This is a genomic window from Paenibacillus sp. QJM3NY_38 (assembly GCF_056173265.1).
On sequence record NZ_CM149665.1, the window covers coordinates 6554158 to 6574016 of the forward strand.

At 47.0% G+C, this 19859-nt stretch carries 28 protein-coding genes; all 28 read right to left on the reverse strand.

The features are described from left to right. Nucleotides 1-45 precede the first annotated feature (45 nt). Nucleotides 46-1344: a preprotein translocase subunit SecY gene (gene secY / locus AC0VZ8_RS30540; RefSeq protein WP_071221015.1), complete on the reverse strand. Its 1299-nt coding sequence runs from the start codon at nucleotides 1342-1344 to the stop codon at nucleotides 46-48. Next, nucleotides 1344-1784 (reverse strand): 50S ribosomal protein L15, encoded by a 441-nt coding sequence (rplO, locus tag AC0VZ8_RS30545; protein ID WP_071221016.1) that lies wholly within the window; start codon nucleotides 1782-1784, stop codon nucleotides 1344-1346. The genes secY and rplO overlap by 1 nt, the downstream gene beginning before the upstream one ends. A gap of 46 nt (nucleotides 1785-1830) precedes the next feature. Further along, nucleotides 1831-2016, reverse strand: coding sequence for a 50S ribosomal protein L30 (gene rpmD / locus AC0VZ8_RS30550; RefSeq protein ID WP_006212904.1), 186 nt, complete (start codon nucleotides 2014-2016; stop codon nucleotides 1831-1833). 12 nt (nucleotides 2017-2028) lie between these two features. Next, nucleotides 2029-2526 (reverse strand): 30S ribosomal protein S5, encoded by a 498-nt coding sequence (rpsE, locus tag AC0VZ8_RS30555; RefSeq protein ID WP_009589212.1) that lies wholly within the window; start codon nucleotides 2524-2526, stop codon nucleotides 2029-2031. Between the two features lie 26 nt (nucleotides 2527-2552). Then, nucleotides 2553-2921: a 50S ribosomal protein L18 gene (gene rplR / locus AC0VZ8_RS30560; RefSeq protein ID WP_071221017.1), complete on the reverse strand. Its 369-nt coding sequence runs from the start codon at nucleotides 2919-2921 to the stop codon at nucleotides 2553-2555. A 111-nt stretch (nucleotides 2922-3032) separates the two neighbouring features. After that, nucleotides 3033-3575, reverse strand: a complete 543-nt coding sequence (gene rplF / locus AC0VZ8_RS30565; protein ID WP_071221018.1) for a 50S ribosomal protein L6 — start codon at nucleotides 3573-3575, stop codon at nucleotides 3033-3035. Between the two features lie 29 nt (nucleotides 3576-3604). Then, complete coding sequence (rpsH, locus tag AC0VZ8_RS30570; protein WP_006212908.1) at nucleotides 3605-4003, reverse strand: 30S ribosomal protein S8; 399 nt, start codon at nucleotides 4001-4003, stop codon at nucleotides 3605-3607. Between the two features lie 33 nt (nucleotides 4004-4036). Continuing rightward, entirely contained in the window at nucleotides 4037-4222 is a 186-nt protein-coding gene (locus tag AC0VZ8_RS30575; RefSeq protein ID WP_074961883.1) for a type Z 30S ribosomal protein S14, read from the reverse strand. A gap of 46 nt (nucleotides 4223-4268) precedes the next feature. Further along, complete coding sequence (rplE, locus tag AC0VZ8_RS30580) at nucleotides 4269-4811, reverse strand: 50S ribosomal protein L5 (protein ID WP_007132558.1); 543 nt, start codon at nucleotides 4809-4811, stop codon at nucleotides 4269-4271. A 28-nt stretch (nucleotides 4812-4839) separates the two neighbouring features. After that, complete coding sequence (gene rplX, locus AC0VZ8_RS30585) at nucleotides 4840-5196, reverse strand: 50S ribosomal protein L24 (RefSeq protein WP_006212910.1); 357 nt, start codon at nucleotides 5194-5196, stop codon at nucleotides 4840-4842. A gap of 77 nt (nucleotides 5197-5273) precedes the next feature. Further along, a complete protein-coding gene (gene rplN, locus AC0VZ8_RS30590) occupies nucleotides 5274-5642 on the reverse strand; it encodes a 50S ribosomal protein L14 (RefSeq protein WP_006212911.1) in 369 nt (122 codons plus the stop codon). A 36-nt stretch (nucleotides 5643-5678) separates the two neighbouring features. Beyond that, nucleotides 5679-5945 (reverse strand): 30S ribosomal protein S17, encoded by a 267-nt coding sequence (gene rpsQ / locus AC0VZ8_RS30595; RefSeq protein ID WP_009589223.1) that lies wholly within the window; start codon nucleotides 5943-5945, stop codon nucleotides 5679-5681. Nucleotides 5946-5990: 45 nt separating this feature from the next. Beyond that, nucleotides 5991-6188 carry a 50S ribosomal protein L29 gene (gene rpmC, locus AC0VZ8_RS30600; RefSeq protein WP_007132561.1) on the reverse strand — a complete coding sequence of 66 codons (198 nt, stop codon included), beginning with the start codon at nucleotides 6186-6188 and terminating at the stop codon, nucleotides 5991-5993. After that, a complete protein-coding gene (rplP, locus tag AC0VZ8_RS30605; protein ID WP_009589221.1) occupies nucleotides 6178-6612 on the reverse strand; it encodes a 50S ribosomal protein L16 in 435 nt (144 codons plus the stop codon). Before rplP ends, rpmC begins: the two co-directional genes overlap by 11 nt. Nucleotides 6613-6614: 2 nt before the next feature. Beyond that, nucleotides 6615-7280 carry a 30S ribosomal protein S3 gene (gene rpsC, locus AC0VZ8_RS30610; RefSeq protein WP_006212915.1) on the reverse strand — a complete coding sequence of 222 codons (666 nt, stop codon included), beginning with the start codon at nucleotides 7278-7280 and terminating at the stop codon, nucleotides 6615-6617. 13 nt (nucleotides 7281-7293) lie between these two features. Then, nucleotides 7294-7626: a 50S ribosomal protein L22 gene (gene rplV, locus AC0VZ8_RS30615; protein ID WP_015737624.1), complete on the reverse strand. Its 333-nt coding sequence runs from the start codon at nucleotides 7624-7626 to the stop codon at nucleotides 7294-7296. A gap of 36 nt (nucleotides 7627-7662) precedes the next feature. Further along, nucleotides 7663-7938, reverse strand: coding sequence for a 30S ribosomal protein S19 (gene rpsS, locus AC0VZ8_RS30620; protein ID WP_006212917.1), 276 nt, complete (start codon nucleotides 7936-7938; stop codon nucleotides 7663-7665). A gap of 71 nt (nucleotides 7939-8009) precedes the next feature. Further along, nucleotides 8010-8840, reverse strand: a complete 831-nt coding sequence (rplB, locus tag AC0VZ8_RS30625) for a 50S ribosomal protein L2 (protein WP_006212918.1) — start codon at nucleotides 8838-8840, stop codon at nucleotides 8010-8012. 29 nt (nucleotides 8841-8869) lie between these two features. Further along, nucleotides 8870-9163 (reverse strand): 50S ribosomal protein L23, encoded by a 294-nt coding sequence (gene rplW, locus AC0VZ8_RS30630; RefSeq protein ID WP_006212919.1) that lies wholly within the window; start codon nucleotides 9161-9163, stop codon nucleotides 8870-8872. Next, nucleotides 9163-9786: a 50S ribosomal protein L4 gene (gene rplD / locus AC0VZ8_RS30635; RefSeq protein ID WP_071221019.1), complete on the reverse strand. Its 624-nt coding sequence runs from the start codon at nucleotides 9784-9786 to the stop codon at nucleotides 9163-9165. Before rplD ends, rplW begins: the two co-directional genes overlap by 1 nt. Before the next feature lie 26 nt (nucleotides 9787-9812). Then, the gene (gene rplC, locus AC0VZ8_RS30640; protein ID WP_009589211.1) at nucleotides 9813-10436 is read right to left on the reverse strand and encodes a 50S ribosomal protein L3; all 624 of its coding nucleotides are present in this window, start codon (nucleotides 10434-10436) and stop codon (nucleotides 9813-9815) included. A gap of 41 nt (nucleotides 10437-10477) precedes the next feature. Beyond that, nucleotides 10478-10786, reverse strand: a complete 309-nt coding sequence (gene rpsJ, locus AC0VZ8_RS30645; RefSeq protein ID WP_009589214.1) for a 30S ribosomal protein S10 — start codon at nucleotides 10784-10786, stop codon at nucleotides 10478-10480. Between the two features lie 460 nt (nucleotides 10787-11246). Next, the gene (gene tuf, locus AC0VZ8_RS30650) at nucleotides 11247-12437 is read right to left on the reverse strand and encodes an elongation factor Tu (RefSeq protein WP_071221020.1); all 1191 of its coding nucleotides are present in this window, start codon (nucleotides 12435-12437) and stop codon (nucleotides 11247-11249) included. 95 nt (nucleotides 12438-12532) lie between these two features. After that, nucleotides 12533-14614, reverse strand: coding sequence for an elongation factor G (gene fusA / locus AC0VZ8_RS30655; protein WP_071221021.1), 2082 nt, complete (start codon nucleotides 14612-14614; stop codon nucleotides 12533-12535). 48 nt (nucleotides 14615-14662) lie between these two features. Then, nucleotides 14663-15133, reverse strand: a complete 471-nt coding sequence (gene rpsG, locus AC0VZ8_RS30660; protein ID WP_006212929.1) for a 30S ribosomal protein S7 — start codon at nucleotides 15131-15133, stop codon at nucleotides 14663-14665. Between the two features lie 53 nt (nucleotides 15134-15186). Next, on the reverse strand, nucleotides 15187-15606 hold the full coding sequence (gene rpsL, locus AC0VZ8_RS30665; protein ID WP_006212930.1) for a 30S ribosomal protein S12: 420 nt from the start codon (nucleotides 15604-15606) through the stop codon (nucleotides 15187-15189). Nucleotides 15607-15746: 140 nt separating this feature from the next. Further along, complete coding sequence (locus tag AC0VZ8_RS30670; RefSeq protein ID WP_015737626.1) at nucleotides 15747-15998, reverse strand: ribosomal L7Ae/L30e/S12e/Gadd45 family protein; 252 nt, start codon at nucleotides 15996-15998, stop codon at nucleotides 15747-15749. Nucleotides 15999-16169: 171 nt separating this feature from the next. After that, complete coding sequence (gene rpoC, locus AC0VZ8_RS30675) at nucleotides 16170-19784, reverse strand: DNA-directed RNA polymerase subunit beta' (RefSeq protein ID WP_071221022.1); 3615 nt, start codon at nucleotides 19782-19784, stop codon at nucleotides 16170-16172. Nucleotides 19785-19859: the final 75 nt, after the last annotated feature.

Sequence of the window (19859 nt, forward strand, 5' to 3'; positions counted from 1 at the left end):
ATAGGCGCCGGGAAGCGATACAGACCACTCGCCGGAACCTATCGCCTATTTATTGATAAAACCTTTGTAATGACGTTTGATCAGTTGGCTTTCGATCTGCTTCATCGTATCCAGTGCAACACCGACCACGATCAAGAGGGACGTACCACCAATCTGAACCGTACGCGGAAGACCTGCAAGTGATCCAAAGAACACCGGAAGTACGGAGATCACGGCCAGGAACAGAGCTCCTGTCATGGTCAGACGGGTCATAACCCGGGTCAGATACTTCTCGGTAGCTTTACCAGGACGAATGCCCGGAACATAGCCGCCGTTCTTCTTCATATTATCAGCCATTTGGTTCGGGTTCATCTGCACGAAGGTGTAGAAGAACGTGAAACCAATGATCATGAGCACATACAGTACCATTCCAAGCGGGCTGTCATAAGCCAGATTCTCCGTAACCCATTTTGCCCAACTCTGGTGAGCCCAGAAGCTGGCAAGGATAACCGGGAACTGCAAGAGTGACATCGCAAAGATTACCGGAATAACGCCTGCTCCGTTAATCTTGAGTGGAATGTGTGTATTCTGTCCGCCGTACATTTTGTTTCCTACAACACGCTTCGCGTATTGAACCGGAATCTTACGGATACCTTGCTGAATGAATACAACACCGGTAATGATCAGAACCAAAATCAGCAGGATGATGACACCCTTCAGAATGTTCATAAACACTTGACCATCCTGAATGAAGTTCGATTCGATCGTTGTCCGAATGTGCATCGGGATACCAGCAGCGATACCTGCAAAGATAATGATCGAAATACCGTTACCGATTCCGCGTTCCGTAATCTGTTCACCGAGCCACATCAAGAACGATGTCCCTGCGGTAAGCACAATTGCGATCACGATAAAGTCGATAGTGGTTGCTCCAGGCACCATATCCATGCCATACAGGCGGTTAAACCCAATAGACATCGCTAACGCCTGGATCAAACCCAATATTACCGTACCATAACGAGTAATTTGAGCCAACTGTTTCTTCCCGTGTTCCCCTTGTTTGTTCCATTCCGCAAACTTTGGAATGACGTCCATCGACAGCAACTGTACGATAATGGACGCAGTAATATATGGAAATATCGAAAGGGCGAAGATCGAAAACTGCGATAGTGCGCCCCCCGAGAACGTGTTAAGAAGACCGAACAACTCATTGCCTGTCTGATTCGTCTGGGTAAAAACCTCTTTGTTAACACCGGGAACCGGAACAAAGGATCCAATACGGAAGATGATCAGAACGAATAAGGTGAACAAAATACGCTTGCGAAGGTCATCCACACGCCATATATTTTTCAGGGTCTTAAACATTAGATCACCTCGGTTTTACCGCCGGCAGCCTCGATCTTCTCTACCGCAGATTGAGAAAACTTAGTAGCTTTTACAGTCAAAGAAACGGTAACTTCACCGTTGCCAAGAATTTTGATTCCGCTCTTTGTATTGTTAACAATACCGCTCTCAACCAAAACTTCTGGAGTCACTTCAGTACCTGCTGCAAAGCTGTTAAGTTCTTCGATGTTCACAATCGCGTACTCTTTCCGAGTTGGGTTTACGAAACCGCGCTTCGGAAGACGACGATACAATGGGTTCTGTCCACCTTCGAAGCCTGGACGTACACCACCGCCGGAACGAGAGTTTTGTCCTTTGTGACCGCGACCCGACGTTTTACCCGTGCCGCTACTAGTACCGCGTCCAACGCGCTTGCGCTCTTTGCGGGATCCAGGTGCTGGGCTCAGCTCATGTAACTTCATCGTTCGTTGCACCTCCTTAATATGTCCGGGAATAAACTGCCCGGGATTAACCTTCGATTTCTTTAACAGAAACCAGGTGATTTACCTTCTTGATCATTCCGCGAATTGCAGCATTGTCGCTTTGAACCACGGAATGGTTGATTTTGCGAAGTCCGAGTGTTTTCACGGTTGCACGCTGATCCTCTGGACGACCAATCACGCTGCGTACGAGGGTGATTTCAAGTTTAGCCATGAGATTCCCTCCTTAACCCAACAGCTCTTCGACGGATTTGCCGCGAAGCTTGGCAACATCTTCAACACGCTTCAGGCGGGACAACCCTTCCAAAGTCGCATTGACCATGTTCATGGAGTTCGAAGAACCTAGAGATTTTGTCAAAATGTCGCCTACGCCAGCCAGTTCAAGTACTGCACGAACCGGTCCGCCAGCGATAACCCCAGTACCTTCAGATGCCGGCTTCAACAATACTCGGCCTGCTCCGAAGTGACCTGTTACGAGGTGAGGAATAGTTGTTCCAACAAGTGGAATGTGAATCAGGTTTTTCTTAGCATCTTCAATACCTTTGCGGATTGCATCCGGTACTTCGCCTGCTTTACCGATACCTGCTCCTACCCAACCTTTGCCATCACCGACAACTACCAGTGCACTAAAGCTAAAGCGACGTCCGCCTTTTACAACTTTAGCAACGCGGTTAATGTTTACTACTCTTTCAGTCAGTTCTAAAGTGTTAGGATCTACACGCAAGTCGTTTACCTCCTTTTGAAAATATCTTAGAATTCAAGGCCTGCCTCGCGAGCTGCCTCTGCAAGTGCTTGAATACGTCCATGATACAAGTATCCACCACGATCGAATACGATCACTTTGTAACCTTTGTCTGCAGCACGTTTTGCAACGAGTTCGCCGACTTTACGAGCGGATTCAACGCTTCCGCCGTTCTTGATGTCGTTAGCCAGTTCTTTATCCAGCGTAGAAGCTGATGCCAAAGTCACGCCAGCCACGTCGTCGATCAATTGAGCATAGATGTGTTTCGAAGAACGGAACACGTTCAGACGTGGACGTTCTGCTGTGCCTTGGATTTTCTTACGGACACGCAGGTGTCTTTTCAGACGAGCTTTGTTCTTGTCTTGTTTCGTGATCATGCTTCCATTTCCTCCCTTCAGTTTTGCCTTAAAAGCTTCACTTTTAGACGCATCGGGTAAGTGTGGGAGAAGAAGTAAGTTATCCACCAGGTGAATCCCCGGTCAGCTAACTTATTTCTTCTTACCAGCTTTACCTTCCTTACGGATAATGCGTTCACCTTCGTATTTAATACCTTTACCTTTGTATGGCTCAGGCTCACGTACGGAACGAATCTTAGCAGCGTATGCACCTACGCGCTCTTTATCGATACCACGAACCGTGATTTTTGTGTTTGCCGGTACGTCGAACTCGATACCTGGCTCCGGTGTAATTTCAACTGGGTGGGAGTAACCCACGTTCAGAACGATTTTATCTCCGGATTTGCTTGCACGGTATCCGACACCTACCAACTCAAGGTTTTTCGAGAATCCTTCAGTTACACCGTTGACCATATTCGAGACAACGCTGCGGGTCGTGCCGTGAAGAGAGCGATGTGTTTTGTTGTCGGAAGGACGAACAACATTGATCTCGTTGTTTTCTACTGTAATTTGCATGTCTTTATGCAGTTCACGAGTCAAGGTACCTTTAGGTCCTTTAACAGTGATTACAGTGTTATCCAGTGTGACTTCCACACCGTTTGGAATAGCAATTGGTTTACGACCAATACGGGACATTCATTACACCTCCTATCTTGTGACGTTGATTACCATACGTAGCAGAGAACTTCTCCGCCAGCTTTGGATTGACGAGCTTCTTTGTCGGTCATAACTCCCTTAGACGTGGAGATGATCGCAATACCCAAACCACCAAGTACGCGAGGTACTTCGTTGCTCTTCGTGTAAACGCGAAGACCTGGTTTGCTGATTCTTTTCAGACCTGTGATTACACGCTCGTTGTTGGAACCATATTTCAGGAATACACGAATGATCCCTTGTTTATTGTCTTCCACAAACTCTGCATCACGGATGAAGCCTTCACGCTTCAAAATGTCAGCGATTTGTTTTTTAATCGTCGAAGCAGGCATTTCTACTGTTTCGTGGCGAACCGTGTTCGCGTTACGAATACGAGTTAGCATATCTGCAATTGGATCGGACATAGTCATGTAGGATAAACCTCCTTCCCGTTTATAAACTTCTTACCAGCTTGCTTTTTTCACGCCAGGAATCTGGCCTTTATAAGCTAATTCACGGAAACAAATTCTGCAAATTTTAAACTTCTGCAGTACCGAATGTGGGCGACCACAACGTTCACAACGGGTATATGCCCGTACTTTGTATTTCGGTGTACGTTGTTGTTTAACTTTCATCGAAGTTTTTGCCACTTAGCCTGACACCTCCTAAATAGTTTCGGAGAAAAGGACAACCGTCTTATTTCGCGAAAGGCATGCCCAGTTGAGCAAGCAGTTCACGGGATTCTTCGTCGGTTTTAGCAGTCGTTACGATAACGATATCCATACCGCGAACTTTATCCACTTTGTCATACTCAATTTCAGGGAAAATGAGTTGCTCTTTCAGACCGAGCGTATAGTTACCGCGTCCGTCAAATGCTTTGGTGGACACGCCTTGAAAGTCACGTACACGTGGAAGTGTAACGTTGAACAGCTTGTCGAGGAAGTAGTACATACGCTCACCGCGCAGTGTTACCTTCACACCGATAGGCATGTTCTCACGCAGTTTGAATCCCGCGATGGATTTCTTCGCACGGGTGATAACCGGTTTTTGACCAGCAATCAGCTGCATGTCGTTCACAGCGGAATCAAGCACCTTCGAGTTAGCTACAGCGTCACCTACACCCATGTTGATGACAACCTTCTCGATTTTTGGTACCTGCATTACTGTCTTATAGCTAAACTTCTGCATCAGAGCAGGAGTTACTTCGTTCAAAAAACGTTCTTTCATTCTTGCTGCCATGATTCAAGGACCTCCTTTCTAAACCGTCTTATTTATCGATAACTTCTCCGGATCTTTTTGCTACGCGAACTTTTTTACCGTTGTCCAGTACTTTGTAACCGATACGGGTTACTTTTCCGCTCTTCGGATCAACGTGCATAACGTTCGATACATGGATCGGAGCTTCCTTCTCGATGATACCGCCTTGTGGGTTCATTTGGTTTGGCTTCTGGTGCTTCTTAATCATGTTCACACCTTCAACCAAAACACGATTTTCACGAGGGTACGCTGCGATGACACGGCCTTTTTTGCCTTTGTCTTTACCGCTGATGACGATAACTGTATCATCTTTTTTCACGTGCAGTTTGTTGCTATGGGATTCCAGAACTTTTTTCACTTTAGGCATTCGTTACACCTCCTATGACTAGCCAGTTCAACTATTTATCGGGTTCCCGAAAAGTTACGTCACTTTTTGGGGTGTTATTAGATTACTTCCGGAGCCAAGGAAACGATTTTCATGTAGTCTCTTTCGCGAAGTTCGCGAGCAACTGGTCCGAAAATACGAGTTCCGCGTGGGCTTCTGTCGTCTTTAACAACAACAGCTGCATTCTCGTCAAATGAGATGTAAGATCCGTCTTTACGACGTACAGAACGTTTCGTACGAACGACTACCGCTCTTACTACATCACCCTTTTTGACAACGCCGCCTGGTGTTGCTTGTTTGACGGAACATACGATCAAATCACCGATTTGAGCTGTACGACGACCAGTACCACCCAATACGCGGATACACATCAGTTCCTTCGCACCGGAGTTGTCAGCAACAGCTAAACGTGTAAATGGTTGAATCATTTAAATTTCCTCCTTCCATCAAAAACTGATCATATCTTAGATGATAACCGCTTTTTCAACCACTTCTACCAATCTCCAGCGCTTGTCTTTGGAGAGCGGACGAGTTTCCATGATTTTAACGGTATCTCCGATTTGAGCTTGATTGTTCTCATCATGCGCTTTAAATTTTTTCGTGTATTTAATGCGTTTGTGATACAAGTCATGCTTCTTATAAGTTTCAACAGCTACAACAATGGTTTTATCCATTTTATCGCTGACAACTTTACCAATTTGCACTTTACGAGCATTGCGTTCTTCGCTCATTTGTTAGCCTCCTTCCTGAATACAGAACAGCGAGTTTCTGTTTCATTAACTAATCCCAAGTTCTCTTTCACGGATAACGGTTTTAGCACGAGCTATTTCTTTGCGAACGTCACGGATCCGAGTCGGGTTGTCAAGCTGGCCTGTGGCCAATTGAAAACGGAGGTTAAAGAGTTCCTCTTTAAATCCGGCGATTTTTTGCTCGATTTCTGCAGTGGTTAAGTTGCGCAGTTCATTAGCTTTCATTTGCTTCACCACCCACTTCTTCTCGTTTCACAAACTTCGTTTTAACAGGCAGCTTGTGAGCGGCGAGACGCATCGCTTCGCGGGCGATTTCCTCGGACACGCCTCCAAGTTCAAACATGATCTTGCCTGGTTTTACAACGGCAACCCATTTCTCAACGTTACCTTTACCGCTACCCATCCGCACTTCGAGAGGCTTTTGAGTAATCGGCTTATCTGGGAAAATCTTAATCCATACTTTACCGCCACGACGAATGTAACGAGTCATCGCGATACGAGCAGCCTCGATCTGACGGTTCGTGATCCAGCCTGGTTCTGTAGCTTGCAGACCGAATTCGCCGAAGTTCAGTTCAGTACCGCCTTTAGCTTGACCTCTCATATGGCCGCGCTGTTGTTTGCGGTGTTTTACACGTTTTGGTACCAACATGATTAGTTGCCTCCTTCCTGAGCAGCTTGTTTCTTAGCCGTAGGAAGAACCTCTCCACGATAGATCCATACTTTCACGCCGATACGGCCGTAAGTCGTATGCGCTTCTGCTGTACCATAGTCGATGTCTGCACGAAGCGTATGAAGTGGAACAGTTCCTTCACTGTAGCCTTCCGTACGAGCAATCTCGGCTCCGCCAAGACGTCCGCTGACCGATGTTTTAATCCCTTTAGCTCCAGAGCGCATAGTTCTTTGAATCGCTTGTTTCAGTGCACGACGGAAAGATACACGACGTTCCAGCTGTTGTGCAATGCTTTCAGCAACAAGAATAGCGTCCAGTTCAGGGTTTTTGATTTCAGAAATGTTGATGTGAACTTTTTTACCGCCGGCAATTTTAGTCACTTGTCCGCGCAGTACTTCTACTTCGGAACCACCTTTACCGATAACCATACCTGGCTTCGCAGTGTGGATCGTCACGTTCACACGATTAGCCGCTCTCTCGATTTCGATACGGGATACAGCGGAGTCTTTCAATTTATTTTTCAGGTATTCACGGATTTTCACGTCTTCCAGCAAAAGATCACCGAAGTCTTTGCCTGCATACCATTTGGATTCCCAATCACGGATAATACCGATACGGAGTCCTACTGGATTTACCTTTTGGCCCACACGTTTTCCCTCCTTATTTTTCAGCTACCACCAAAGTAATGTGGCTGGTGCGTTTATTGATCCGGCTTGCACGTCCCATCGCACGCGGGCGGAAACGTTTCATAGTCGGTCCCTGGTTGACATAAGCTTGCGTCACAACCAATTTAGTTACATCCAAAGAGTAGTTATGCTCAGCGTTAGCGATAGCCGAGTTCAAAAGCTTCTCAACAACCGGAGATGCAGCTTTCGGAGTGTGACGAAGAATAGCGATCGCTTCGCCGACTTGCTTACCGCGGATCAAGTCAACAACGAGTTGAGCTTTACGAGGAGCAATACGAATCGATCTAGCATGTGCTTTTGCTTCCATATGTTTAACCTCCTCTCAAACAAAGAGCTTCATTAATTATCTTCTTGTTTTCTTATCATCTTCATGACCTTTGTAAGTACGAGTTGGAGCGAACTCACCCAACTTGTGTCCTACCATGTCCTCTGTTACATATACAGGTACATGTTTACGGCCATCGTATACTCCGAACGTGTGACCGATAAATTGCGGGAAAATAGTGGAGCGGCGGGACCAGGTTTTGATCACAGCCTTTTTGCTTGCGGCGTTCATGTCCTCCACTTTTTTGAGCAGATATCCGTCAATAAAAGGTCCTTTTTTCAAACTACGGCTCATATTGAAATCCTCCCTTCACCAAATTGTCTCGTTACCTTCGAGCCTGTCACGAAGTTATGCACAATCGCGCATTACTTCGTGCGGCGGCGAACGATATATTTGTCAGAAGCTTTACCTTTTTTACGTGTTTTGTAACCAAGGGTTGGTTTACCCCATGGAGACATAGGCGATTTACGTCCGATTGGAGCGCGGCCTTCACCACCACCGTGAGGGTGATCGTTAGGGTTCATGACGACACCACGTACTTCAGGACGTTGTCCAAGCCAGCGGCTACGACCAGCTTTACCGATTTTGATCAACTCATGGTCTTGGTTACCCACAGAACCGATAGTTGCACGGCAAACTTTCAGGATGCGACGAACTTCACCGGAAGAAAGACGAACAGTTACGTACTTATCTTCTTTACCGAGAAGCTGAGCTTCTGTACCAGCAGCACGAACCAATTGTCCGCCTTTACCTGGTTTCAACTCGATGTTATGGATAACGGTACCTACCGGAATGTTTTCCAGTGGAAGTGCGTTACCGATCTTGATGTCTGCACCCACTCCAGATACTACTTGGTCTCCAACTTTCAGACCTTTAGGAGCGATGATATAACGCTTTTCACCATCTACATAGTGAATCAGAGCGATGTTGGAAGTACGGTTCGGGTCGTATTCGATTGTAGCAACGCGACCTGGAATGCCGTCTTTATTCCGTTTGAAGTCGATGATACGGTATTTACGCTTATGTCCGCCGCCATGGTGACGAACCGTAATTTTACCTTGGTTGTTACGGCCAGCTGTTTTGCTTAGCGGAGCCAGCAACGATTTTTCCGGCTGATTCGTGGTGATTTCTTCGAAAGTCGACACGGACATGTTGCGTCGAGCCGGGGATGTCGGTTTATACTTTTTAATAGGCACTGAATTTTCCCTCCTTACTTAAGAAATTCTTATTCAACCGATTCAAAGAACTCGAGCGGTTTGCTGTCTGGAGCCAAAGTCACGATTGCCTTTTTCCATTCGGTTGTGTAACCGGAATAACGGCCATAACGCTTTGGTTTAGCAGGAACACGCATCGTATTCACGTTCGATACTTTAACTTTAAAAATAGATTCGACAGCTTGCTTGATCTCGGTCTTGTTAGCACGGATATCCACTTCAAAAGCATATTTCAGCTCTGCCATGTAGTCAGCCGTACGTTCCGTGATCACCGGGCGCTTGATTATATCGCGTGGGTCTTTCATTACGCGAGCACCTCCTCTACCTTCTGAACTGCTTCCTTCGTAATGATCAGTTGATCGTACGACAGTACGTCAAGAACATTAATGCCGTCAGCCGCTACGAATTTCACACCAGGAATATTACGAGCGGAAAGGGCTACATTATCATCATAGCTTGGAGCAACGATCAGAGCTTTACGGCCTACTTTCAGGTTGCTAAGAATGTTAGCAAACTCTTTTGTTTTCGGCGCATTCAGCGTCAATTGATCCAATACGATAATCGCGTTGTCAATCACTTTGGAAGACAATGCGGATTTGATAGCCAAACGACGGACTTTCTTAGGAAGTTTAAATGTGTAGCTGCGCGGAGTTGGTCCAAATACCACGCCGCCGCCTTTCCATTGTGGAGAACGGATCGAACCTTGACGAGCACGGCCGGTACCTTTTTGTTTCCAAGGCTTACGTCCGCCGCCGCGTACTTCAGAACGTCCTTTTACTTTGTGGGTACCACGACGAAGGGAAGCGCGCTGCAGCAATACTGCGCTGTGCAGTACGTGTGCGTTCGGCTCGATGCCGAATACAGCTTCATTCAATTCTACTTCGCCAACTTGGCTACCGCTGACATTATAAAGTGCTACTTTAGGCATTGTTTGTTCCTCCTTTCTTTAGGCGATTATTTCTTCACCGTTTCTTTGATTTGAACGAAACCTTTTTTAGGTCCAGGAATGGAGCCTTTTACAAGGATTACGTTACGCTCTGCATCGACTTTAACAACTTCGAGCTTTTGAATCGTAACTGTCTCATTGCCCATGTGACCTGGCAGGCGTTTTCCTTTAGGAACTCGGTTTGCCTGGATCGAACCCATGGAACCTGGTCTACGGTGATAACGGGAACCGTGAGACATTGGTCCGCGGCTTTGGCCCCAACGCTTGATTACACCTTGGAAACCTTTACCCTTGGAAATACCCGTTACGTCAACAAATTCGCCTTCTGCGAAGACATCAGCCTTCAGCTCTTGTCCAACCTCGACACTCGCGAGGTCAACACCGCGAATTTCGCGAACGTAGCGCTTAGGCGCAGTGTTTGCTTTTTTCGCATGGCCTGCTTCTGGTTTGTTAGATCTGTTCTCTTTCTTATCAGAGAAACCGACTTGAATCGCTTCGTATCCGTCGTTTTCCAGATCTTTCTTTTGAAGAACAACACAAGGACCTGCTTCGATAACCGTTACAGGAATTACAACACCCTCAGGGGTAAACACTTGAGTCATTCCGAGCTTTCTACCTAAGATACCTTTCATGTTGACACCTCTTTTCTCTTCTCTAATTCGTTATGCAATGCTTACAGTTTGATTTCGATATCTACACCGGACGGCAGGTCCAAGCGCATCAAGGCATCCACAGTTTGTGGAGTCGGGTTCACGATGTCGATCAAGCGTTTATGTGTACGCATTTCGAACTGTTCCCGAGAATCCTTATACTTGTGCACCGCACGGAGAATGGTAATTACTTGTTTCTCAGTTGGCAGCGGGATCGGACCGGATACACCAGCACCCGAACGTTTTGCTGTCTCAACAATTTTCTCAGCGGATTGATCAAGAACTCTGTGGTCGTATGCTTTCAAGCGAATACGAATTTTTTGCTTTGCCATTTTATTCCCTCCTTCTATCGCCCAATTTGGTATCGGACATACTCCGCGAAAATTTTCCAACCACCTGCCTCATGGCAAAGGGGCCGGGTGTGTCGGTAACCTCTCGCATCATCGCAACGTCGCAGAACAACATTCACTATTATATATAAAAGATAGGCGTATTGCAAGCACTAATTCATAATTAATATGCATTTGCATCATTAACCGAAAGTTGCAGGACTTGGTTAATAGATTCCGTCGCTTCAGCATATCATATTGTACCGAGTTCTCTCTTCTATATAATAGATTGTTCCGAATCTAAGTAGCTAACATCCATTTGGATATTGTAATCGGGTTACTCGGACTGACCTCAAAAAGGAAAAGAGCCTGATCCAAAGGACCAGACTCTTATATCAGGACAACACATTGTTACTCGTTACAATACACTGTTGCTATATTCAAGGCTGTTCGTAAGCCTTAATTACTTAATGATGCTAGCAACGGAACCAGCACCTACGGTACGGCCGCCTTCACGAATGGAGAACTTAGTTCCTTCTTCAATCGCGATTGGGTTGATCAGGTTAACCGTTACAGTGATGTTATCACCAGGCATAACCATTTCGGAACCTTCTGGCAAGTTGATCACACCAGTTACGTCCGTTGTACGGAAGTAGAACTGTGGACGGTAGCCAGTGAAGAAAGGCTTATGACGTCCGCCTTCTTCTTTGCTCAGTACGTATACTTGAGCTGTGAACTCAGTGTGTGGCTTAACAGAAGCGGGCTTAGCAAGTACTTGACCGCGCTCGATTTGAGTACGTTCAACACCACGAAGCAATGCGCCGATGTTGTCACCAGCTTGAGCGGAATCCAGCAATTTACGGAACATTTCTACGCCCGTAACAACGGATTTCTTAGTTTCTTCAGCGATACCAACGATTTCGATCTCGTCACCAACTTTGATCGTACCACGCTCTACACGACCTGTAGCAACGGTACCACGACCAGTGATGGAGAATACGTCCTCGACAGGCATCAAGAAAGGCTTGTCAGTGTCGCGCTCTGGCAATGGGATGTACTCGTCGATTGTTTTGAACATTTCAACGATTTTTTGTGCCCATTCGCCATCTGGGTTTTGCAGAGCTTCACGAGCGGAACCACGAGTGATCGGAGTGTCGTCGCCTGGGAAGTCATACTCGCTCAGAAGGTCGCGAACTTCCATTTCAACCAATTCCAGAAGCTCTTCGTCTTCAACCATGTCGCATTTGTTCAAGAATACAACGATGTAAGGAACGCCTACTTGGCGGGACAACAGGATGTGCTCGCGAGTTTGCGGCATTGGGCCGTCAGCTGCGGATACAACCAGGATAGCTCCGTCCATTTGAGCAGCACCAGTGATCATGTTTTTAACATAGTCAGCGTGACCTGGGCAGTCAACGTGTGCATAGTGACGAGTATCAGTTTCGTATTCAACGTGAGCAGTGGAGATTGTGATACCGCGCTCGCGCTCTTCTGGAGCTTTGTCGATTTGGTCGAATGCTACAGCAGCACCACCGTAAGTTTTGGACAATACAGTTGTGATTGCAGCAGTCAAAGTTGTTTTACCATGGTCAACGTGACCGATAGTACCGATGTTAACATGGGGTTTCGTACGTTCGTATTTAGCCTTTGCCATTTGAACAATTCCTCCTTAAGGGGATATATATGTTAGGCCGGAAGCGGAGTTAACGGGATGTTGATCCCGCCTCCTATCCAGCAGGTAAAACGTTATTACTCTCCGCCTTTGATCTTAGACACAATTTCATCGGAGATATTCTTAGGAACTTCTTCGTAGTGGGAGAGTTCCATGGAGAACACACCGCGTCCTTGTGTACCGGAGCGAAGGGTAGTGGAGTAACCGAACATTTCGGAAAGAGGTACTTTCGCACGGATAATTTGAGTACCACCACGGGAGTCCATACCTTCGATACGTCCACGGCGGGAGTTCAGCATACCCATTACGTCGCCCATGTATTCCTCAGGCACGGTAACTTCAACTTTCATGATTGGCTCAAGCAGGACAGGCTTACACTTGTCTTTAGCTGCTTTCAGAGCCATGGAACCGGCGATTTTAAACGCCATTTCATTGGAGTCAACATCATGGTAAGAACCGTCGACGATTGTTGCTTTAACGTCAACAAGCGGGAAGCCGGCGAGTACACCGTTCTTCATTTGCTCTTCAATACCTTGTTGAGCTGGACCAATATATTCTCTTGGTACCGAACCACCGACAACTTTGCTCTCGAATTGGTTACCGCTACCTGGTTCCAGAGGTTCGAACTCAACCCATACGTGACCGTATTGTCCACGACCACCGGACTGACGAACGAATTTACCTTCAACGCGAGCTGGAGCACGGAATGTTTCGCGGTAAGCTACTTGTGGTTTACCCACGTTAGTTTCTACCTTGAACTCACGACGCATACGGTCGATGATGATGTCCAAGTGAAGCTCACCCATACCTGCCAGGATCGTTTGGCCTGTTTCTTCATCAGTATGTGCACGAAGAGTTGGATCCTCTTCCGTCAACTTACCGAGAGCCACACCCATTTTATCTTGGTCAGCTTTTGTCTTAGGTTCTACTGCGATTTCGATAACCGGATCAGGGAAGTTCATGGACTCCAGGATAACCGGATTTTTCTCATCACATAGTGTATCACCTGTACCCGTATCTTTCAAACCTACGGCAGCTGCGATATCTCCGGCGAATACTTCGGAAATTTCTTGACGGCTGTTCGCATGCATTTGAAGGATACGACCGATGCGCTCGCGCTTACCTTTAGTTGCATTCAGTACGTAAGAGCCGGATTGCAGTACACCGGAGTATACGCGGAAGAAAGTCAGCTTACCAACATAAGGGTCCGTAGCGATTTTGAATGCCAAAGCCGAGAACGGCTCTTCATCGGAGGAATGACGGATAGCTTCAGTTCCATCTTCAAGGGTACCCTTGATGTCTGGAACGTCAGTTGGAGCCGGCAAATAATCGATTACGGCATCAAGCATCAGCTGAACGCCTTTGTTACGGTAAGAAGAACCACAGATAACCGGGAAGATCTTAACTTCGACAACACCTTTACGCAGAGCAGCTTTCAACTCAGCAATGGTGATTTCTTCACCTTCAAGATATTTCATTGTCAAGTCTTCATCAAGTTCTGCTACCTTCTCAACAAGCTCGTTGCGAAGCTCTTCCACTTGATCCTTGAATTCTGCTGGAATTTCGGTTTCTTCGATATTTTGACCGAGGTCATCCTTATACATAAAAGCTTTTTCCTCGATAATATCGATGATGCCAATGAAATCATTCTCTGCACCGATTGGAAGCTGAATCGCTACCGCATTCGCTTGCAGACGCTCTCTCATATCTTTAACTACGTTCAAGTAGTCGGCACCGATAATATCCATTTTGTTTACGTATGCGATCCGCGGAACTCCATAACGGTCTGCTTGTCTCCAAACAGTCTCCGACTGAGGTTCAACGCCCTCTTTCGCACTGAATACACCTACTGCCCCATCCAATACACGAAGGGAACGTTCAACTTCTACTGTGAAGTCAACGTGCCCCGGGGTGTCGATAATATTAACGCGATGACCCTTCCAAGAAGCGGTAGTCGCAGCGGATGTAATCGTGATACCGCGCTCCTGCTCCTGCTCCATCCAGTCCATTGTAGCTGCACCCTCGTGAACTTCCCCGATTTTGTGCGTACGGCCTGTATAGAACAAAATCCGCTCTGTAGTGGTCGTTTTACCAGCGTCAATATGCGCCATGATCCCGATATTACGTGTATTTTTCAAGGAGAACTCTCTTGTCGCCATGCGAATAGTCTCCCTTCAAAATTAGAAGTATTAATTAGTTGCTGAATCCTACCAACGGTAGTGAGCAAACGCTTTGTTCGCTTCAGCCATTTTGTGTGTATCTTCGCGTTTCTTAACGGAAGCGCCTGTGTTGTTGGAAGCATCGATGATCTCAGCCGCCAAACGCTCTTCCATGGTTTTCTCGCCGCGGTTGCGGGAGTAGTTTACGAGCCAACGTAATCCAAGGGATGTACGTCTCTCTGGTTTAACTTCGATCGGAACCTGGTAGTTAGCACCGCCGACACGACGAGCTTTAACTTCCAATACTGGCATGATGTTCTTGATAGCTGCTTCAAACACTTCCATCGGATCATTACCAGTACGTTCCTTGATGATGTTGAACGAATTGTAAAGGATGCTTTGAGCAACACCTCTTTTACCATCCAACATGATGCGGTTGATCAGACGAGTCACCAGCTTGCTGTTATACACTGGATCTGGCAGCACGTCTCTTTTAGTTACTGGACCTTTGCGTGGCATGGATATCCCCCTTTCTTCAGTCATGAGTCATGTTACGAAAACATGAGCATCAATTAGCTTTTTGCTTTAGGACGCTTCGTGCCGTATTTGGAACGAGCTTGCATCCGGTTGTTTACACCAGCGGTATCAAGTGCGCCGCGAACGATATGGTAACGTACACCCGGAAGGTCTTTTACCCGTCCACCGCGAACCAATACAACACTGTGCTCTTGCAAGTTATGTCCGATACCCGGAATGTAAGCCGTCACCTCAATGCGGTTCGTCAAGCGAACACGAGCATATTTACGAAGTGCGGAGTTCGGTTTTTTCGGCGTCATTGTGCCTACACGAGTGCATACACCGCGTTTTTGCGGAGCGCTCAAGTCGGTCTCCTCACGTTTCAAAGCGTTAAAACCTTTTTGAAGAGCTGGAGATTTCGATTTGTAAACTTTAGCTTGACGGCCCTTGCGAACCAGTTGGTTAATTGTTGGCATGCTAGCCACCCCCTTCCCGTATTTATCATTCGATTACAAACCCCGTTTAAGTCCACAGACCCAGGCGGTTCATAAAAGAACAAATGAAAAGTTTTTGCCGAGAGAAGTAACGTCTTCTCCAACAAAAACGATTTCTCAAATCATGATTTCAAGACTGCTACCATAGCTGCACCAACTTCAATACCGCATGCTTCTCCAAGCTCTATCATCGTGGGTACATAATTGATATGCACGCCATTCTTATCACACTCGGATACGACTTTTGAAATCAAACGTTGGTCGCAATCTTCAGCCACATATACCTCTGTAGCCAAACCGGATTCAACGGCCTTCATCGTTTGTTTGGTGCCAATCTTGATGTGTGCATCCTGTAATCCTTTATCATTAGACACAAGTCATTCCTCCAAAAGAACAGGGAACAAAGAAACTATTCACGCACCTTTGCTATATTAGCATCTGCCCTAATCGATGTCAAGCTATTAAATCAGGAAAAAAGAAACTTTGGGACGAGGAGGTCTTCCGCATCTTAAGATACGGAAATCTCCTCATCACCTGACTGTTTCTTAATCTATAGAAGCTGTTTCGAGTTCCTGACTTTCGTCATTCACATCGTTTTGTCCCTCGAACTTCACGCTGCGATAACGGTTCATACCGGTACCTGCAGGGATCAGTTTACCAATGATAACATTCTCTTTCAGACCAAGCAGCTGATCGACTTTGCCTTTAATGGCAGCGTCAGTCAACACGCGAGTCGTCTCCTGGAAGGAGGCTGCTGACAAGAACGAATCCGTTTCGAGAGATGCTTTTGTAATCCCGAGGAGAACCGGTTTAGCAACCGCTGGTTCTTTTCCGGAGAGAATAGCGTCTTTATTCGCTGTCTCGTATTCATGCATATCCACGAAGGAGCCTGGCAGCAGGTTCGTATCTCCCGCATCAACGATACGGAATTTACGCAGCATCTGTCTGATCATAACTTCAACGTGTTTATCGTTAATTTCCACGCCTTGGTTACGGTATACGCGTTGAACTTCCTGAAGGATGTAGTTCTGCACGCCGCGGATACCTTTGATACGAAGCATTTCCTTCGGATCAATGGAACCATCGGTCAGTTCATCCCCGGCTTCAATTTGCTTGCCTTCACTTACGCGCAGACGGGAGCCATAGGTAACAGCGTAAACCTTAGTCTCAGCTTCACCTTGTACTTCGATTTCACGACGGTCCTTCGTTTCGCGGATCTCTTTAACCACGCCGTCGATCTCACTAATGGTCGCTTGACCTTTAGGATTACGGGCTTCAAAGAGCTCCTGGATACGCGGAAGACCTTGTGTAATATCATCGCCGGCAACGCCGCCCGTGTGGAACGTACGCATCGTGAGCTGTGTTCCCGGTTCGCCGATGGATTGAGCTGCGATAATACCAACCGCTTCACCAATCTCAACATGCTTACCAGTAGCCAGGTTACGGCCGTAACATTTTTTGCAGACGCCATAACGTGCACGGCAGCTCAAGATGGAACGAATTTGAAGCTTCTCAACGCCAGCTGCTACGATTTCCTCAGCTTTGTCGGAGTCAATCAATTCGTTACGGTTCACGATAATCTCTTTCGTTTCCGGATGACGGACAGTTTCAAATGCATAACGTCCCTCAATACGGTCGTAGAGATCCTCGATAACTTCTTTACCGTCCTGAATACGGCTAACGGTAAAGCCTTTATCCGTGCTGCACTCATCTTCGCGAACGATAACATCCTGGGCTACGTCAACAAGTCGACGAGTCAAGTAACCGGAGTCAGCGGTACGAAGCGCCGTATCGGCAAGACCTTTACGCGCACCGTGCGTGGACAGGAAGTACTCGAGTACCGTCAGTCCTTCACGGAAGTTCGATTTGATTGGGAGTTCGATGATACGACCCGACGGGTTGGCCATCAGACCCCGCATACCGCCAAGCTGAGTGATCTGCGATTTGTTACCCCGTGCTTTGGAATCTACCATGAGCATGATGGAGTTAAAGCGGTCCATCGATTTCATGAGTACATCCGTGATATCATCCTTGGTCTTAGACCAGATATCGATAACACGATCATAACGTTCTTCATTCGTAATCAAGCCGCGGCGATATTGGTTCGTTACCACTTTAACCTTCTCGTCGGACTCTTTCAGAATTTCATTTTTCTCGTCAGGTACGATAACGTCGGATACCGCAACCGTTACGCCTGCACGTGTGGAATAGGTGAAACCGAGCTGCTTGATTTTATCCAAAATCACAGAGGTCTCCGTTGTATGGTACGTTTCGAAGCAGCGTGCAATGATGGAACCCAGATATTCCTTACCAACAGCACCGCTGATTGGCAGTTCCTGAATCACTTTTTGAATATCTGCACCCTTCTCGTATACGAAATACTTCTCAGGCGTGCCTTGCAGCAGGTTCGTACGAGTCGCTTCATTGATGTACGGGAAGCTGGCAGGGAAAATCTCGTTAAAGATAATCCGGCCAATCGTCGTAATCAAAATCGCATCCTGCTGTTTTTCCGTGAAGCTGGTTTTGCCAAGAGCTTTCACCGGAATCGCTACGCGTGCATGCAGACCAGCTGCTTCACGCTGATAAGCGGAAACCGCTTCGTTCACGCTGCCCAGAATCATGCCGGTACCTTTTTCTTCCTTGTTATCCATGGTCAGATAGAAGGAACCCAGTACCATATCCTGAGAAGGCGTAACAACCGGCTTACCGTCTTTCGGGTTCAAAATGTTACCCGATGCCAGCATCAAAAGACGTGCTTCAGCTTGAGCTTCAGCAGACAAAGGAACGTGAACCGCCATTTGGTCACCGTCAAAGTCAGCGTTATACGCTGTACATACGAGCGGGTGAAGACGGATCGCATGGCCCTCAACCAGAATCGGTTCAAATGCTTGAATACCGAGTCTGTGAAGCGTCGGTGCACGGTTCAGAAGAACCGGATGCTCTTTAATAACCTCTTCGAGCACATCCCATACTTCTGGACTTACACGTTCTACTTTGCGCTTCGCACTTTTGATATTATGTGCAAGGCCTTTATTGACCAGTTCTTTCATAACAAACGGCTTGAAGAGCTCAAGCGCCATTTTCTTAGGCAGACCGCATTGATACATTTTCAGGTAAGGACCTACAACGATAACGGAACGACCGGAATAGTCAACCCGTTTACCGAGCAAGTTCTGACGGAAACGTCCTTGTTTACCTTTCAGCATGTGGCTGAGGGACTTAAGCGGACGGTTACCAGGACCTGTGACCGGACGACCGCGGCGGCCGTTATCGATCAGTGCATCGACAGCTTCCTGCAGCATGCGCTTCTCGTTTTGTACGATAATATCCGGCGCGCCGAGATCCAGCAGTCTTTTCAGACGGTTGTTCCGGTTAATAACACGACGGTACAGATCATTCAAGTCAGAGGTCGCAAAGCGTCCACCATCAAGTTGAACCATCGGGCGAAGCTCCGGCGGAATGACCGGCAGCACATCCATGATCATCCACTCCGGATTGTTGCCGGAGTTACGGAACGCCTCAATTACTTCCAGGCGTTTGATGGCCCGGTTGCGGCGCTGACCCTGTGCAGTGCGCAATTCTTCCTTAAGGAACTCAAGCTCTTTGTCAATGTCGATGTCTTGAAGAAGTTTCTTAACCGCTTCAGCACCCATGCCTGCTTGGAATCCGTAACCGTACTTCTCACGGTAGCTGCGATATTCCTTCTCGGACAACAGTTGCTTCTTCTCCAGCGGTGTATCTCCCGGATCGGTTACAACATAAGATGCGAAGTAAATGATCTCCTCCAGAGATCGTGGGGACATATCCAGAGCCAGACCCATACGGCTTGGAATGCCTTTGAAATACCAAATATGCGATACAGGAGCCGCAAGCTCGATATGGCCCATCCGTTCACGACGGACTTTAGCGCGTGTTACTTCAACGCCACAGCGATCGCAGACTACTCCTTTATAACGGACACGCTTATACTTACCGCAATGACATTCCCAGTCCTTCTGCGGACCAAAAATCCGTTCACAGAACAAGCCTTCTTTCTCCGGCTTCAATGTACGGTAGTTAATCGTTTCCGGCTTCTTCACCTCTCCGCGAGACCAAGAGCGAATTTTTTCCGGTGAAGCAAGACCGATTTTCATGTACTCAAAATTGTTAACGTCCAACAAGGAGCAACCCTCCTCAACCTAGTCCTATTTATGTGCTATACGACCATAACACCACCGCCGACTTATAAGCCGACG